General features: G+C 69.8%; 13 protein-coding genes. 6 read left to right on the top strand and 7 right to left on the bottom strand.

Features of this window, described 5'->3' with window-relative positions; genetic code table 11:
• Positions 1-220: 220 nt before the first annotated feature.
• Positions 221-3,544, top strand: a complete 3,324-nt coding sequence (gene fxsT / locus OP04_RS17060) for an FxSxx-COOH system tetratricopeptide repeat protein (RefSeq protein ID WP_157239917.1) — start codon at positions 221-223, stop codon at positions 3,542-3,544.
• 11 nt (positions 3,545-3,555) lie between these two features.
• On the opposite strand, the gene OP04_RS17055 is transcribed toward fxsT, so the two are convergent.
• Both OP04_RS17055 and OP04_RS53380 read right to left on the bottom strand, forming a co-directional pair.
• Positions 3,556-5,325 (bottom strand): HEXXH motif domain-containing protein, encoded by a 1,770-nt coding sequence (locus OP04_RS17055; RefSeq protein ID WP_033340589.1) that lies wholly within the window; start codon positions 5,323-5,325, stop codon positions 3,556-3,558.
• A 2-nt stretch (positions 5,326-5,327) separates the two neighbouring features.
• On the bottom strand, positions 5,328-5,507 hold the full coding sequence (locus OP04_RS53380) for a hypothetical protein (protein ID WP_157239915.1): 180 nt from the start codon (positions 5,505-5,507) through the stop codon (positions 5,328-5,330).
• A gap of 185 nt (positions 5,508-5,692) precedes the next feature.
• Here OP04_RS53380 and OP04_RS17045 point away from each other — a divergent pair, with 185 nt between their 5' ends.
• Positions 5,693-6,868 (top strand): effector-associated domain 2-containing protein, encoded by a 1,176-nt coding sequence (locus OP04_RS17045; protein ID WP_033340587.1) that lies wholly within the window; start codon positions 5,693-5,695, stop codon positions 6,866-6,868.
• Between the two features lie 72 nt (positions 6,869-6,940).
• On the opposite strand, the gene OP04_RS17040 is transcribed toward OP04_RS17045, so the two are convergent.
• The gene (locus tag OP04_RS17040) at positions 6,941-7,519 is read right to left on the bottom strand and encodes an NADPH-dependent F420 reductase (protein WP_033340586.1); all 579 of its coding nucleotides are present in this window, start codon (positions 7,517-7,519) and stop codon (positions 6,941-6,943) included.
• A gap of 80 nt (positions 7,520-7,599) precedes the next feature.
• Here OP04_RS17040 and OP04_RS17035 point away from each other — a divergent pair, with 80 nt between their 5' ends.
• Positions 7,600-8,088: a MarR family winged helix-turn-helix transcriptional regulator gene (locus OP04_RS17035; protein WP_033340585.1), complete on the top strand. Its 489-nt coding sequence runs from the start codon at positions 7,600-7,602 to the stop codon at positions 8,086-8,088.
• 86 nt (positions 8,089-8,174) lie between these two features.
• Complete coding sequence (locus OP04_RS17030; RefSeq protein ID WP_033340732.1) at positions 8,175-8,804, top strand: LysE family translocator; 630 nt, start codon at positions 8,175-8,177, stop codon at positions 8,802-8,804.
• An 8-nt stretch (positions 8,805-8,812) separates the two neighbouring features.
• Here OP04_RS17030 and OP04_RS17025 read toward each other — a convergent pair whose 3' ends face one another.
• The 4 genes from OP04_RS17025 to OP04_RS53375 all read right to left on the bottom strand — a co-directional run bounded on the left by OP04_RS17025 (position 8,813) and on the right by OP04_RS53375 (position 12,192).
• On the bottom strand, positions 8,813-9,634 hold the full coding sequence (locus OP04_RS17025; RefSeq protein ID WP_198153866.1) for a DUF72 domain-containing protein: 822 nt from the start codon (positions 9,632-9,634) through the stop codon (positions 8,813-8,815).
• A 60-nt stretch (positions 9,635-9,694) separates the two neighbouring features.
• Positions 9,695-10,654, bottom strand: a complete 960-nt coding sequence (locus OP04_RS17020; protein WP_033340583.1) for a permease prefix domain 1-containing protein — start codon at positions 10,652-10,654, stop codon at positions 9,695-9,697.
• Complete coding sequence (locus OP04_RS17015; RefSeq protein WP_033340582.1) at positions 10,651-10,995, bottom strand: PadR family transcriptional regulator; 345 nt, start codon at positions 10,993-10,995, stop codon at positions 10,651-10,653. Before OP04_RS17015 ends, OP04_RS17020 begins: the two co-directional genes overlap by 4 nt.
• A gap of 111 nt (positions 10,996-11,106) precedes the next feature.
• On the bottom strand, positions 11,107-12,192 hold the full coding sequence (locus tag OP04_RS53375; protein ID WP_157239913.1) for a SecDF P1 head subdomain-containing protein: 1,086 nt from the start codon (positions 12,190-12,192) through the stop codon (positions 11,107-11,109).
• Between the two features lie 28 nt (positions 12,193-12,220).
• On the opposite strand from OP04_RS53375, the gene OP04_RS49740 reads away from it, so the two are divergent.
• Positions 12,221-14,005: an Hsp70 family protein gene (locus OP04_RS49740; protein WP_051798096.1), complete on the top strand. Its 1,785-nt coding sequence runs from the start codon at positions 12,221-12,223 to the stop codon at positions 14,003-14,005.
• A 108-nt stretch (positions 14,006-14,113) separates the two neighbouring features.
• The gene (locus OP04_RS17005) at positions 14,114-15,379 is read left to right on the top strand and encodes an extracellular catalytic domain type 1 short-chain-length polyhydroxyalkanoate depolymerase (RefSeq protein WP_033340581.1); all 1,266 of its coding nucleotides are present in this window, start codon (positions 14,114-14,116) and stop codon (positions 15,377-15,379) included.
• Positions 15,380-15,422: the final 43 nt, after the last annotated feature.

Raw genomic sequence — 15,422 nt, 5'->3', positions numbered from 1 at the left:
GCGAGCGTGCGGGCCTTTCGGCGTGGAAGATCCACGCATATACGTGGAGTTCCCGGGAGGCCCCGCGCCATCGCCGAACGGAGGCCGGTAGGTTGCCTACGTCGTGGGGCCCGCTTGGACAAACAGATTCCCTGTGGGCGCAAGCATTCACTCCATGTGATGTGAATGCAATGCTCAGCTGGTAAGGCATTCACTACGCCAAGGCGATAGGAGAGAGACGGTGCAGCCACTCGCGCGGAATGACGGACCCGCCGTGTTCTGCGCCGCGCTCACCGAGGTGCTGCTCGAGATCCCGTTCATGAACGCGATGACCGACCGGCGCTTCCTCATCCGCCTGATCCGCACCGAGACGGCAAACCTGCCGGACATCCAGGAGCACGACGAGGCCCGGCTCCATGCCCTGCGGATCACGATGGCCTGCCACAGCCATGCACGTGGGATGTATGCGTTGCGCGCCGCGCTCAGCATCATGGCGCCGCATGTGCCTGCCACGATCAAGGCGACCGAGATGATCGATCTAGCACCGTTGCGGACCCTGCTGCCGGACTCACACCTTGTCGAGGGGATCGGCCTGGTCCGGCAGGCCTCCGCACAGCAGTCGGGTGACGCGTGGCGCGACAGCATCCCCAGCCCGGTGGACGCCGATGCCGATCTGGAACGGGTCTTCGCGGAGCTCCTGCGACGCCCGAGCGAGTCCGGGCCCCCGGCCGCGCTCGTCCTGGCCGAGCATCTGAGCAGGCACGTGACGCAGGAACTCGCCGCCGACCTGCAGCGTTGGACGAGCCAGCAGGTCGCGTGGCTCAACGTGCATCTCGCCCGGCCGTCCGGCGCAGCCGCCGAGGACACTCCGCCGGCCGAACAGACGCCCGAGGAGCCTGACCAAAACTTGACACAATTTGTGCCAGATTCGCCGGATTCAGACCGAATTGTGGTGATGTACGGTAACGATCACAACGGCGACGACACCACACTCGTACCGACCGACCTGGCGGACACCACAGCAGGAGACTCGATGCCAACCTCGACCGCGCCGACCCTGGAGCCGCTGCCGCAGGTGTGGGGATCCGTGCCTCCTCGCAATCCCAACTTCACCGGCCGAACCGAGCTCATGATCCGGCTGCATCGCCAGCTGAATGAGTCTCGCGAGACCGCGGTCCTTCCACAGGCGCTGCGCGGCATGGGGGGTGTCGGTAAATCCCAGCTCGCGGTCGAGTACGTCCATCGACATGCGCAAGATTACGAACTGGTGTGGTGGATCTCCGCCGAACAGGAGGGACAGATCAAGGTCGCGCTCACGACCTTGGCCGAACGGCTCAAGCTGGACAGCACCGGGCAGGCGAACGTCGCGGTCCCGGCCGTTCTCGAGGCGCTCAGCACCGGGCAGACCGGTTATCGGCGCTGGCTCCTCGTCTTCGACAACGCCGAGTCCCCCGAGGACGTCCGGCAGTACTTTCCCACCGGCGGAGCCGGAAAGATCCTGGTGACCTCCCGCAACCAGGACTGGGAGCAGTCCGCCAACACCCTTGAGGTGAACGTCTTCACCCGCTCGGAAAGCCGCGAATACCTCACAGGCCGGGCCGCCGCCCTGCAGCCGGCCGACGCGGAACGGCTCGCCGAGGCCCTCGGTGACCTGCCTCTCGCTGTCGAACAGGCAGCAGCCTGGTGCAAGGCCACCGGGATGCCGGTCCACCAGTACCTCGACCTGCTGACCGAGAAACAGGCGGACAAACAGCTGGAGCTGCTCCGCGCGATGTCCTCCGTCGGCTACGAGCTGCCGGTCGCCGCCGCCTGGGACATCTCCTTCGACCAGTTGCGCGAGCGAAACCCGGCGGCGCTCGAGCTGCTACAGATCTGCGCCTTCCTGGCACCCGAACCGATCTCCCGTGACCTGTTGACCGGCTCGCCCGCTGCCACCATCACCGCCGGCCTTGATGAGACACTGCAGGATCCGATCAAACTCGCGCGCGCCATCCGCGACATTCAGCGGTACGCTCTGGCCCGCTACGACTATCAGTCGCAGACGCTGCAGATGCACCGTCTGATCCAGCAGGTGCTGATCGGACAGCTGCCGCACGAGCAACGGGCCCGGATGCGACGAGGCGCCCAGGTCATGCTGGCGCTCTCGAATCCGTCGAACCCGCAGGATCCGATTCAGTGGCCGCGCTTCCAGGCGCTTCGACCGCACGTGGTGGTCTCCGAGGCGGGGACGGCAACCGACAGCATCGTCCGCAAGCTGGTCATGAACATGGTGCGGTTCCTCTACGAGTGGGGCGATCACCAGGGCTGCGAGGACATGGCTCGCCGGGCCTACAACCACTGGGCGGCCGAGTTCGGTGGTGGCGACTCTCTGTGCCTGCAACTCGGGCAGTTCCTCGGCTACATCCTCTGGGTGAACGGCAGATACGCCGAGGCGGAGGACTATCACCAACGAACCCTCGAACTCTGCCGGGAAGCAGGTGGGGACGAGGACGAGGGGACGCTGGACGCCATGAGCTACCTCGCGCTGAGCCGCCGCACGGCGGGCGATTTCGCGGCGTCTCTCGAACTCGACCAATCGGCTTATCAGACCGGGCTGCGCGTCATGGGCGAGGAGGATCCGTCTACGTTGCGCCTGGCGCACAACCTGGGTGTCAGTCTCCGCCAGCACGCGAAGTACCGGGAGAGCTACGAGCTCGATCAGAGCACGTACGAGCTACGTGCCGCCGTCATCGGCATCAGGGATCCGGAGACGATGCGCTCGCTGGTGTCCCGGGGGATCGACCAGCGAGAGGCGGGCGACTACCTAGGCGCCGTGACCAGCCTTCGCGCAGCGCACGACCAGGCGCTGGCCGCTTTCGGACAGGACGCACCGATCACGATCTTCGCCGCCCGCAACCTCGCGGTCGGCTACCGCAAAGCCGGCGAACACCAGGCAGCGCGGGCGCTGTCCGAACTTACGCTGAGCAAGTTGTCCCGCCGTTACGGCGACGACTACCCCGACTCGATGGCGACCGCGCTCAACCTCGCCATCGACTTGCGGCACGCCGGCGAACTCGATGCCGCGTTGGCGCTCGGCAAAGCCACGCTCGAGAGGTACCGGAAACTCTTCGGGGAGCGGCACCCGCACGCGATCGCGGCACGGATCAACCTCGCGGTCGCGCTACGGGCCGCCGGCCAGACCGGCGAGGCCTACCGTCACGATCATGAGTCATTCGACCAGCTTCAGGTGACCCTCGGACCGGATCACGCGAGCACTCTGGTCTGCGCGACCAACCTGGCGAGCGATCGGTACGTCAACGGCGACTTTCAGGCTGCGTACGAGCTGGATGTCGACACACTGGACAGATCCGCACGCATGCTGGGCGAGTCACACCCGTCGACGCTCGCCTGCGCCTCGAATCTCGCGCTCGACCTCCGCTCGCTCGGCCGCCTGCAGGAGTCGGAGAAGATCCAGTCGGACACGATGACGGTGTTCCGGCGAGTGCTCGGCGAGCGGCACCCGGCCACCCTGAACGCCCTGCAGAGCCTGCGTGCCGATTGCGACATCGACCCGATCCCGCTGTAGCCGTCGTCCTCTCACGCGCTCCCGAGTCCGCCCAGCCAGACAGCGACCCCGACCGGGTCCGGATTCGCACCGGCCGCCCGCGCGGCCACGAAGACCTCCCGGACCAGGGAAGGATCGCGCAGCATGGCGTGCCACCCGGGCAGCCGTCGGTCAGCGAGCCCCAGGGCAAGCTCGCTCCACCAGTGGTGGTCGCCAGGATCGGTGTAGCCAGCGGCCCAGGCCGTACAGTCGACCGTCGGCACCGTGGCATCGCGAGCGATCTGCTGCCGGATCACGGTAGCCCGGTGAACGCCGGGATAGGTGCCGGCGTCCGTCAGGCGGGCGCGGACCGGCTCGGAACCGGGTGCCCGGCCTGCCAGCCAGTCGCCGGTCAGCCTCGCCACGGACTCCGGCTCGACCGTGACGTTGCGCAGACGCCAGACAGTGCGGTGACTCGCCACTGCCAGCCAGGCTGCGCGTTCCAGTTCGACGGGCAACCGGACCGCGTTCATCACCCGGAGGTGGTCGACCATACCCTCGACGAACCGGTGTCCGATGCCGGTAAGCGCCGGCGAACGACTCAGTACGCGCATCGCCATACCGGTCTGCCGCCGCGCGTACGCGAACTCGAAGCCGAGCGACCTGGTATCCGGGCCGGTGGAAGACTCGTAGAGCCGCCGCCAGAGCTCCGACATCCCAAGGAATGCGTACGCGCCCTGGTGCAGTCCGCTGAGCGGCCGCGGGTCGTCTCGCCAGGGCGCGTAGAAGCGTCGTCCGTCGTCCGCCGTATGCAGTGGGATCATCCGCAGCAGTCCGCCCAGAAGAACGTGCTGCATCTCGTGGACGACCGTCACGGCAAGCATCGAACTGTCGACCGGCTGTTCCAGCAGCACGGCACCGAACGCATCCGCGGTGGAGGCGCTGCGAATCACGTTCGCTTCCGGATCGATCGGCAGTGGGGAGATCGACTTCAACCCGGCCGCGACGCAGCGAGCATAGGCCGGCCAGCGTTCACAAAGAATCTGCCAGGCCTCACCGAACAAGGCGGACCAGCGCGCGACAGAATCAGGAGTCAGCCGGTCCGGAGTGATCGCATCCGCCAGGTCCCGGTAGGGGTCGATGTCGTCGAGCCAGACCTCGATCCGTTCACCACCCGCCTGCGCCTCCATACGGCGCAACGCCCACCAGCCAGGCCCGTCACGTGACGGATCGGCAGGCAGCACGACCTGGCGATCCTCGAAGGTGACGGTCGCTCGCCCGCCCCGGACCTCGGCCTCCGCAACATCGCACGAGCTGTCATGACCGGCACTGACGAGACCCAAGGTAGGCAGCAGGACAGCCCCGTCACGGACCGGAACACGAGTCCGGATCGGAAGGCCGGCCCGCACCGCGGCGGCGAAAATCAGGGCGTACAGCCAGCCTGTCTCCGACCAGAGGGGCGCCCTCGGCCGGGCCACGTCCTTCAGCATCCGAAGCGTGCCGGCGAGCCAGGTTCCGACCTGAGGATGCATCAGGACGACGTCGAGGTCTGCGGCCGCGCGCTGCTGGACCGCAGTAAGCGCTTTCCAGGCCTGCTCGGTGCCGGGTAGCGGGCCGAAGGCGTCGGGCCGTTGCCCACACAGCCCGAGCAGGTGAAACAGCAGCATGAGCCTGCACGTTCGTTCTGCCGCCGACAACACCTGCACGGCACCTGCGCCTGCGTCGCTCCGGGCAAGCGCGTCGAGTTGCGCCACAGGCAAGTGGTGCCTAGACAGCCCGAAGGCACCGCCAGACGGGCTGGAGGCCATGTCGTTCTCCGTCATGCTCAGTCGATCCGCTGCCCGGGCGGCCCGGTGCCGAGATTGAAACGCGGCTTCTCGATCTGCTGAAGAATGCGGTCGAGAGACTCGGCGAAGATGCGCGGATCACATTGGCGAAGGTCATCCATGGATATCTCGGTGAGATCGATCAGATCACTCTGAACATCTCCGGAAAGATCGTCCACTTTTGCCCCTCCTCGCCGCCGAGCCCAACGACCAGCAAGATCGCAAAAGCACGATCAGCCACGGACCCCCACCCGAAGGTCATTCTATAGGGATCACGGCCGTAGAGACAGATGCCAACGACGGCCCTGAATTCGTCAAGCTTCAAGGAAATGATCCGTTCGGGGCGGTAAAGCATTATGGCGGAATGTCTATCATCGTGGAAGCCATGCGATCGGAGGGAACCGGCGTGGACCCCGAATTTTCCGACATTTCGATCGGTATTCTCGTGGCACTGCCAGTCGAGTGCGCCGCGGTCCTCGAGATGCTCGACGACCATGACCGGACACGCGTGCCGGACGACCCCGGCATCTACTACACCGGCTCGCTGCCCAGCTCCGACCCCGGCCGCCCACATCGAACGGTGGTCGCGCTCCAGGCCCGGGACGGGACACGAACGGCTGCCACCGCAACCACCCAGCTTGTCCGGAGCTTCCCCGCAGTGCGCTCGGTCGTGATGCCCGGCATCTCGGCCGCCGTACCGAAGGTGTGGTCCGTACCCGTCCGTCTTGGCGACGTCGTCGTCGCGACGGACGGCGCCGTGGACTACGGCCACCTCCGGGTCGAGGATGACCGGTCAACGGTCCGGCGGCACCTGGAGGGAGTCTCGGCCGATCTACTGCGCGCCGATCGCCGGCTACAGGTCGAGGATCCGGACGCGCCACAGTCCTGGCGGGACATTCTCGCCAGCGGTCGAGTCTCCGCACGGTTCGCCCGGCCCGGCCACTCGGACGAGGTACCCCACGTCCATCGAGGTGCGATCGGCAGCGGTGATCGGCTGCTTCGAAGTGCCACGGAGCGGGACCGCATCGCTACCGAGCACGGAGTGGTGGCCTTCGAGATGGAGTGCGCCGGGATGGCCACCGCGGCACACCTGGCGGGCCGTCAGTGGTTCATGGTTCGTGGCGTCGCCGATTTCGGGGACGCTGCCAAGAACCAGCTCTGGCACGCCTACGCGTCGGCCACCGCGGCGGCTTATCTACGAGGATTGCTGGCCGAATGCTCACCGCCGGCCCCGGCCGCCCGAGCCCTCCCCCCGATGCGGCTCGACGAACTCGATGCGGTGGTCACCGCGCTACTCGAACTGCCCGAGATGCGGGACGACAACGGACGGCACACGATTCTGAACGCATTGCCGCCGCACATCCGAGTCACGATCCCCCACCACGCGGTCGGCCGCTTGCACGTGCTCGATGCGGTCCAGACCTGCCTTCGGTTCCCCGACGGGGCTGGGGCGCTGCTCCGAGCGCTTCGCCTGGCCGTGGGTGGCACGCCGGAGTTCGCGAGGGTTGAGGCGAGCCTTCGGCCGCGTGCCATGCCTTGATCGGCAAGCCTGCGCCGGAGAGACAGTCGTGGCGTCCACCCCGGGGGTGGACGCCACGACGTGACACCGCGGTCAGTTGACGACCGCGAAGCCGCCGGACCAGGTGATCTTCTCGCCTGCGGCCAGGGAGATCTGCAGGAAGGCGAGCGCCTCCAGCTCGCGCGCCCGCTTGAGGCTGCCGGCGTCGACCGCGTGCAGGCCGCCGCCCTGGACCAGCGCGGAGACGGCGGACTTGGCGTCCGCGTCGTCGCCCGCGATCAGGACCGTGGTGGTCGCGGCGCCGCCGACCGAGCCGGAGACGAGCGTGCCGCCGAACGTGGTGTTGAACGCCTTGACGACCTTGGACTCGGGCAGTGCGGCCGCGATGACGGATGCGGCGGAGCCGTCGGCCGGCGTGACCAGGCCGTCGAACGTCTCGAAGTTGACCGGGTTGGTCAGGTCGACCACGACCTTGCCGGCGAGCTGCTCGCGGCGGGCCTCGACGATGCCGGCGACGGCCGCGTACGGCACGGCCAGCACCACGATGTCGCCGGTCACGGCCCTGTCCGCGTCTGCGCTGTTGAACAGCTCGACGGAGTTGCCGCCCTTGGCCGCGAGACCGGAGACGGCCTGGCCCATGTTTCCGCTGCCGATGATGCTGATGTGCGCCATGTTGACTCCCTTTAGTTGTCGCTACAACTATTAGAGCGAGTGCAGGTTGTCGTTACAACCATCCGTGGCAGAATGTGAGGGTGGACACGCAATGGCTCAGCCGCGAGGAGCTGGCGACCTGGGTTCGACTGCTCACCGTCGTCGAACTTCTCCCCAGCAGGCTCGACACCCAGTTACGACGCGACTCTGCGCTCACGCACTTCGACTACTACGTGCTCGCGATGCTCTCCGAGGCGCCGGAGCGCACGCTGCGCATGACCGCGCTGGCCGAACGGACCGCCGCCACGCTCGCCCGCCTCTCCCACGTCGTCCAGCGCCTGGAGGGCCGTGGTCTGGTCGAGCGTTTCCCCTGCCCGCAGGACAAGCGCGCCACGAACGCGCGCCTCACCGCGACGGGCTGGGCAAAGGTGCAGGAGGCCGCGCCCGGCCACGTCCGCACCGCCCGGCAGCTGGTCATCGACGCGCTCACGCCGGAGCAGATCGCCCAGCTGCACGAGATCACCGAAGCCGTGCTCGCACGCCTCGATCCCGAGGGCAAGCGTGCCTCGCTGCACCGGCACTACGACTGAACGCACGCTGCGTGACGACACTGTCGACCGCCGGACGAGCACCGGGTGACCTGGCGCCCGAGCACCGCACGGCGCACGCTGGACCGATGATCGACTGGGTCGGCTTCATCCCCGCCGCGCTGCTCGTCTCCCTGATACCCGGGGCGAACCAGCTGCTCGGCCTCAGCAACGCGGTCCGCCACGGCACGCTGCGCGCGCTCGCCGGCGTCGGCGGCCGTCTCGCCGCGTTCGTGGTCCTGATCGGACTGGTCGTGGCCGGCCTCGGCGCCGTGCTGGCCGCGTCCGCCACCGCGCTCGAGGTCATCAAGTGGGTCGGCGTGGTCTACCTGGCCTGGCTGGGCCTTACCGGCCTCCGCAGCGCGTTCCGCGCTCCCGCCGACCAGGCCGCCGCCTCGCCCACGGCCCGGCACGGCGTGTGGCCGATCGTCGCCCACGAGTTCGCGGTCGCGATCAGCAACCCCAAGGCGCTGCTGCTGTTCGCCGCGCTGCTCCCCCAGTTCACCGACACCGCCGCGCCGCACGCCGACCTGCACCTGGCCGCGCTCGGCGCCGCCTACCTCCTCATCGAGCTGGTGGTCGGCCTCGCCTACATCGCCACCGGCCGCCGCATCGGTGCCACCGGCATCCCCGCCCGCACCCAGCGCCGCGTCTCCCTCGGCACCGGCATCACCTTCCTCGGCCTCGCCACCCTCCTCGCCGCCGACGACCTCCGCTGACCGCCGGGCTAGAAGAGGGTCAGCGGGCCGACGGGCTCGGGCTCCGGGAGCGGCAGCAGGGACGGGACCTGGCGGCGGACCTCGGTGTGGAAGCGGCGGGCCAGGTCCGGCGCGTCGGCGTTGTCGGGGGTGTGGAGGAAGACCGTGGGGGAACGGCCCTCGCGGAGCCAGTCGGCGGTGATCCGCACCCAGCGCTGCCAGCCGGCGACCGTCTCGTCCGGATTGTCGCGGCCGAGGTAGCGGATGATCGGGCGGTCGGTCAGCGCCTCGGTCCGCAGCGGCATGCGGGGCTTCTTCGTCCAGGCGTCGCGCTCGGCGTCGCTGGTCGGTCGCGCGGCGAAGAACGTGGTGGTGTCGAACGGCACCCACTCCGCGCCGAACGGCGCCAGCGCCGCGGTCAGCAGCGCCGGGTTGTCGAAGAAGGCCTGGTGGCGGACCTCGACCGCATAGCGGTAGGTCTCCGGGAGGCGGCGCATGAACGAGACCAGCGCGGGTACGTCACCGGGCCCGAACGACCCGGGCAGCTGGATCCAGAGCGCGTGGACGCGCGGCCCGAGCGGCTCGACCGCGTCCAGGAACGTGTGCAGCGCCGGCGTCCCGGACACTGCCAGCCGGTGCTCGTGGGTGACCGGCTTCGGGAGTTTGAGCACGAAACGGAACGAGGACGGCGTCTGCGCGGCCCAGGTCGTGGTGGTCTCGCGGGACGGCGTCGCGTAGAACGTGGTGTTGCCCTCGACCGCGTCGCACCAGCCGGCGTAGGCGCGGAGGCGTTCCGCGGCGGTGGCGGGGTGCGGCAGGAACCGCCCCTGCCAGGGCTTCAGGGTCCACATCGCACAGCCGACGGAGAGACGCATGGGGTGCACCGTACAACGGCGCACCCCGTCGGGTGATCAGAGACCGCCGGTGCCGGGGACCTGCACGGGGAGGCCGCGGCGGCTGCGCTCGGCGCGGACCGCGATCTCGACGATGTCCCAGAGCGCGGTGATCGCGAACGTGGCCATCACGGCCAGGCTCGCCCAGTAGAGCGGCTCGCCGCCGGGCGCGAGACCGGGAAAGGCCGGGTTGAAGACGTGGCCGCCGACCGCGAGCCAGACCACGGGCGCCGCGACCAGGAGCGCGAGCACCGCGTTCGCCGCCGCGATGGCACGGGTGTAGACGCCGGTGCGGTAGACCCAGATCGCCCAGGCGATCTCGAAGCCGAGGACCACGATGAGGTACGGCCACCAGAACGACCAGTTCGCCGGGTCGAGCACGGGGACGTCGGTGAACGTGAACTGCTGCAGGACGAGCCCGGCGATGAGCAGGACGGGCCAGGCCACGTTCGGCACGAGCTGGCTGCGGCCGAGGCGGGTCGGCTCGTACTCCGGGAGGTCGGCGGGCGTCCACGGGCCGCGCAGTGCCCGCTGGTCCAGGCCCACGCGCTCCAGCAGCGCGAACGTGCCCGTGGTCCAGAAGCCCATGTGCGTGCCGACCGAGATGATCGTGGTGACCATGCCGCCGATGACCTTGCCTATCGCGGGGTCGTCGATCAGCTGGATGACGGTGGTGACGATGACGACGATCGGCAGCACCACGGTGAACAGCATGGTCATCATGCGGCGCCAGGCCGGGTAGAGCTCCGGGCCGATCAGGTGCTGCGGCCGGTCGGAGTATCGGTCCGCCAGCCGGTCCGGGTCGCCGAGCTCGAGCAGCGTGCTCTCCACGGCCGCGTCGTGCGTGGCGCCGGCGTCGACGCGCGCCTCCACCGCGTCCTCGATGGAGGCGCGCAGCTCACGGTCGATGTCGGCGCGCTGGCCCTCGGGGATGCGGCGCAGCGCGGTGGTCACGTAACGGTCGATGAGCGTGGTCACGAAGGGCTCCCGGGGGTGTCGAGGTCGCCGATGGCGAGGTTGAGGCGGGTCCATTCGGTGCGGAGGGCGCTCGCCACGGCGTTGCCCTCGGGCGTGGTGGTGTAGAACTTGCGCGGCCTGGCCTCGTCCGTGTTCCACGCGCTGGTGAGCAGGCCCTGCGACTCCAGGCGCCGCAGCAGCGGGTAGAGCGTGTTGGCCTCGACCTCGAAACCGGCCGCGGCCAGCGTCTCGAGCAGCGAATAGCCGTAGCCGGGCTCACGCAGCACGGTCAGGCTCGCGACGACGACCGTGCCACGCCGCAGCTCCTGCAGGTGACTTGAGAGCGCCGCATCCATTGTCATGCCAGAGACGATACTGTGTCTCACACACTATGGCAACGCAATACAGCAACGTGCGACAAAAGCAAAGCCCCCATGCCGTGGGTACGACATGGGGGGCGAGCCTGAGCTGCGCTAACGGACCGTGTCGACCGTGGTGACCACCGGGTGGAGCGGGAGCGCACCGTGGTTGATCCGCGCGGCGAACGCCTTGGCCGCGGGTGCCAGCCAGCTACCGGTGATCTGCGGGTCCTCGGTGATCACGGCCATCACGGTCGGTGCCGAGATCACCACGTTGTCCACCGTGATCGCGGCCTGCTTCTCCCCGACGGAGAGCTCGCGGGTCAGCTCCGTCCAGACCGGCCGCGCCGCGTCGGTGAACTTCAGGATCACGACCCAGTTTCCCGTCTCGTCGAGCTTCGCCTCGGCGCCGGTCAGACCGGTCCCGGTCACGCGGGGCGGATCGAGCAGGTAGCGGTGGAACTCGTCGTCGCAGGCAGCGGCCAGATCGGGCGCGCGGTCCAGCGAACCCGGCGGGCGGGCGGCGAGCGCGTCACAGCCGATCGACGGCACCGCGAACTGCATCGTCGGCGGCAGCACCGCGATCGCGGCGCAGGAGAGCGTGCCGAACGCGGCGAACGGCGCCGGTTCGACCAGGTCCGGCGTGGTCAGCTTCTCCGCGGCCGCCCAGGTCTCCTCGCCCACGGCGGCGCGGACGCTCTGCTCCGTGGGCGACTCCCCCGGTGCCCCTGGCGCGCAGGCCTCGCCGGCCTCGCCGTCGGCCACGGTGTGCACCGGACGGATCGTGAGGTTGCCCTGCGCGGTCAGCTCCACGGCACGGTCCCGGTCCTCGCCCGCGGCCGTGATCAGCAGCGTGCGGGTGCCGATCCCGGTGACGGTCGGGCGGGTCAGGTCCGCGTCGGCCATCCGGGTGAGCAGGATCCGGCGCGTCTCCGCGACCTCCGCGGCCGAGGGCTCCCGCCCGTCCGGGCCGGACAGCTCCACGGTGATCGCCACGTCGCCGGGCACGGGCTGCCCGTCCCAGCGGAGGAACAGCACGTAGCCGACGGTGCCGGCCAGCGCCACCAGCACCACGGCCAGCGCGCCGATCAGCAGCGGGCGCAGCCGGTTGCGGGGCGGGCGGGCCTGATCCGGCGACCGATACCCTTCCGGCACGTACCCGAGACCAGTGGGTGCTACCGGCTCCTGCTCCATCGACATCCGCTCAATGTAGAAGGTGTGTGCCCGGATGCGGCTCAGCCTGGATTTCGGCACCTCGAACACGGTCGGCGTGCTGCACCGGCTGGACGGGTCCGTGACCACCCTGCTCTTCGACTCCTCGCCGCTGCTGCCCTCGTCGGTCCACATCGGACCCGACGGTGCGGTGCTGACCGGCGCGGACGCGGACCGGGCCGCGCCCGGATTTCCCGCCGGGCTGGAGCCGCACCCGAAGCGCCGCATCGACGACGGCACGGTCTGGCTGGGCGAGCGCGAGGTCCCGGTGGTGGACCTGATCGCGGCCGTGCTGGCCCGGGTGCTGGCCGAGGCGCACCGGGTGGGCGGCCGCCCGCCGGTGGACGTGGTGCTGACCCATCCGGCGGCCTGGGGCGCCACGCGGTTGCAGGTGCTCACCGACGCGGCGGTACGGGCCGGGCTGCCACCGGTCAGGTTCGTGCCGGAGCCGGTCGCGGCCGCGGCGTACTTCGCCTCCGTGCTGGGCCGCGAGATCCCGGACGGGCGCGCGCTGATCGTCTACGACCTGGGCGCGGGCACGTTCGACGTGAGCGTGGTGCGACGCGGGCCCGGCGGGTTCGAGGTGATCGCGACCGGCGGCCTGAACGACGTGGGCGGGCTGGACCTGGACGCGACGCTGGTGGAGCACGCCCGGTCGCACAGCGGGGGCGCGGCGGACGCCTGGTCGCGGCTGGACTGGCCGGAGACCGCGGCGGACCAGCGCGCGCGACGGGTGCTGTGGCAGGACGCGCGGGCCGCGAAGGAGACGCTGTCCCGCCACGCGCGCGCGGACCTGCACGTGCCGCTGGCCGAGGCGGACCTGCACGTGACGCGCGAGGAGTTCGAGAAGGCCGCGCGGGCGCCGCTGGACCGGACCGTCGCCGCGACGCTGGATCTGCTGCGGGCCGCGAACGTGACCCGGGAGCGGATGGCGGGCGTGCTGCTGGTCGGCGGGTCGAGCCGGATCCCGCAGGTGGGGACGTTGCTGCACCGCCGGCTCGGGGTGCCGCCGACCGTGATCGACCAGCCCGAGCTGGTGGTGGCGCTGGGGGGCTCGGCCGCGGCGGGGGCGCTCTCGGTCGTACCCTCGCCGGCTCTTGAATTTGATCTTCCTGCGCCGGAGCCGGAACACGTGCCCGAGCCGGGGATCGGCATCACACCAAGGCCCCCGCTGCCGCTCAGCGCGCGGATGCCCGCCGTGGGCGGGATTCCGGCGCGGGGCGTGGTGCCGCCGGACTTTCCGGTGCATCTGATCGAGGTGGCGATCGGGAACGCGGTGGGGTACGCCGTGCGGACCTACGTGCGGGACGCGCGCGACGAGTGGGAGGCCGTGTTCGCGAGCGAGGACGGGCGGCTGCCGCTGTTCCCGCGGCCGGAGCGGGCCGCGGACGACGCGGCCGGCGGCGAGCAGCACACCATGACGCGCGTGCTGCACTGGGAGGCGATGGCCGAGAGCATGGCGAACGCGTTCCTGCCGCTGGCGAAGGAGCGCCGGTACCGGCTCGACCTGCCGCCGGTGACGCTGGCGCGGGATCCGAAGGACTGGCTGCTCGACGTGGTGGTGGACGCGGGCGATCTGGCGCGGGAGCTGGTGCACGCGCTGGAGATCGAGGAGGCGTACGAGCTGGTCGAGCCCGGTTCGATGCTGGACGTGCTGGACGACGCGCTGCGGGTGGCGCGGCGGTCGATGTTCCGCCGGCAGGCACGGCGCGACCTGGACGTCTTCGACCGGCGGCTGATCGTGGCGGACTGGCGGCGGGTGACCAGGCTGATCGAGGCGCGGGTGGACTGGCGCTCGTAGCCGTCGACGTAGATACTTGTCGATGTTCCCGAGCCGGGAGCGGTGGGGTGCCGGGCAAGCCTCCGCTGGAACGCGTCCGCGACTCGACTCGCCTAAGGAACCCTGCCCATGAGATTTCGCCTTCTCTCGGTTGCCCTGGTCGCGGTGCTGGCCGCGCTCGGGCTGGCCGCACCCGCGTCCGCGGCCGCGCTGACCGAGGTCACGTCCTTCGGGACGAACCCCAGCAATCTACGGATGTACCTGTACGTGCCGGACAACCTGGCCGCGAGGCCGGGGCTGCTGGTGGCGGTGCACTACTGCACCGGGACCGGGCCGGCGTTCTTCAGCGGGAGCCAGTTCGACGAGCTGGCCGACCGGTACGGCTATATCGTGATCTATCCGTCGGTGACGCGCAGCAGCGCGTGCTTCGACGTGGCGTCGCCGCAGGCGCTGGTGCGCGACGGCGGCAGCGACCCGGTCGGCATCAAGTCGATGATCGACTACGTGCGGGCGCGATATCCGGTGGACGCGGACAAGATCGTGGCGACCGGTGTCTCGTCCGGCGCCATGATGACAAATGTGCTGCTCGGGCTATATCCCGACGTGTTCAGCGCCGGGTCCGCGTTCGCGGGCGTGCCGTTCGGGTGCTTCGCCACCACGAACGGGTCGGAGTGGAACAGCGACTGCGCGAACGGGTTGATCACGAAGACGCCGCAGGCCTGGGGCGACCTGGTGCGGAACGCGTATCCGGGCTATTCGGGGCGGCGGCCGCGGATGCAGACCTGGCACGGCACGAACGACGAAGTCCTGAAATATCCTAATTTCGGGGAGCAGATCAAGCAGTGGACCAATGTGCACGGGCTGTCGCAGACGCCGTCGTACACGGACACGCCGCAGTCGGGGTACACCCGCACCCGGTACGGGAGCACGGGTGATCAGGCACAGGTCGAGGGCATCAGCATGAACGGCGTGCCGCACAACCTGCCGGTCGACGCGGCCTCGGCGATCCACTTCCTCGGGCTGGACACGACGGTGCCGACGACCCCGACACCGGGCCCGAGCACGCCCGCTCCCGTCGGCGCCTGCCGCGTCGGCTACACGGTCAACGCGTGGAACACCGGGTTCACCGCGTCCGTGTCGATCACCAACACCGGGACGGCCACGGTCAACGGGTGGACGCTCGCGTTCACGCTGCCCGGCGGGCAGACCGTGACGAGCGCGTGGAACGCCACGGTGAGTCCGGCGAGCGGGGCGGTGTCGGCGCGCAACGTGTCCTACAACGGGACGCTGGCGGCGGGGGCGACGCAGACGTTCGGCTTCCAGGCCACGCACACCGGCAGCACGGCGGCGCCGACCGCGTTCACGCTCAACGGGAGCGCGTGCACGGTCGCCTGACCCTGCGGCGGGCCGCAAAATCGGGGCGTCCCCCATGCATGGG

This window comes from Catenuloplanes japonicus (assembly GCF_000717135.1).
Lineage (GTDB): Bacteria > Actinomycetota > Actinomycetes > Mycobacteriales > Micromonosporaceae > Catenuloplanes > Catenuloplanes japonicus.
This window is presented reverse-complemented; position numbering and strand designations above follow the sequence as displayed.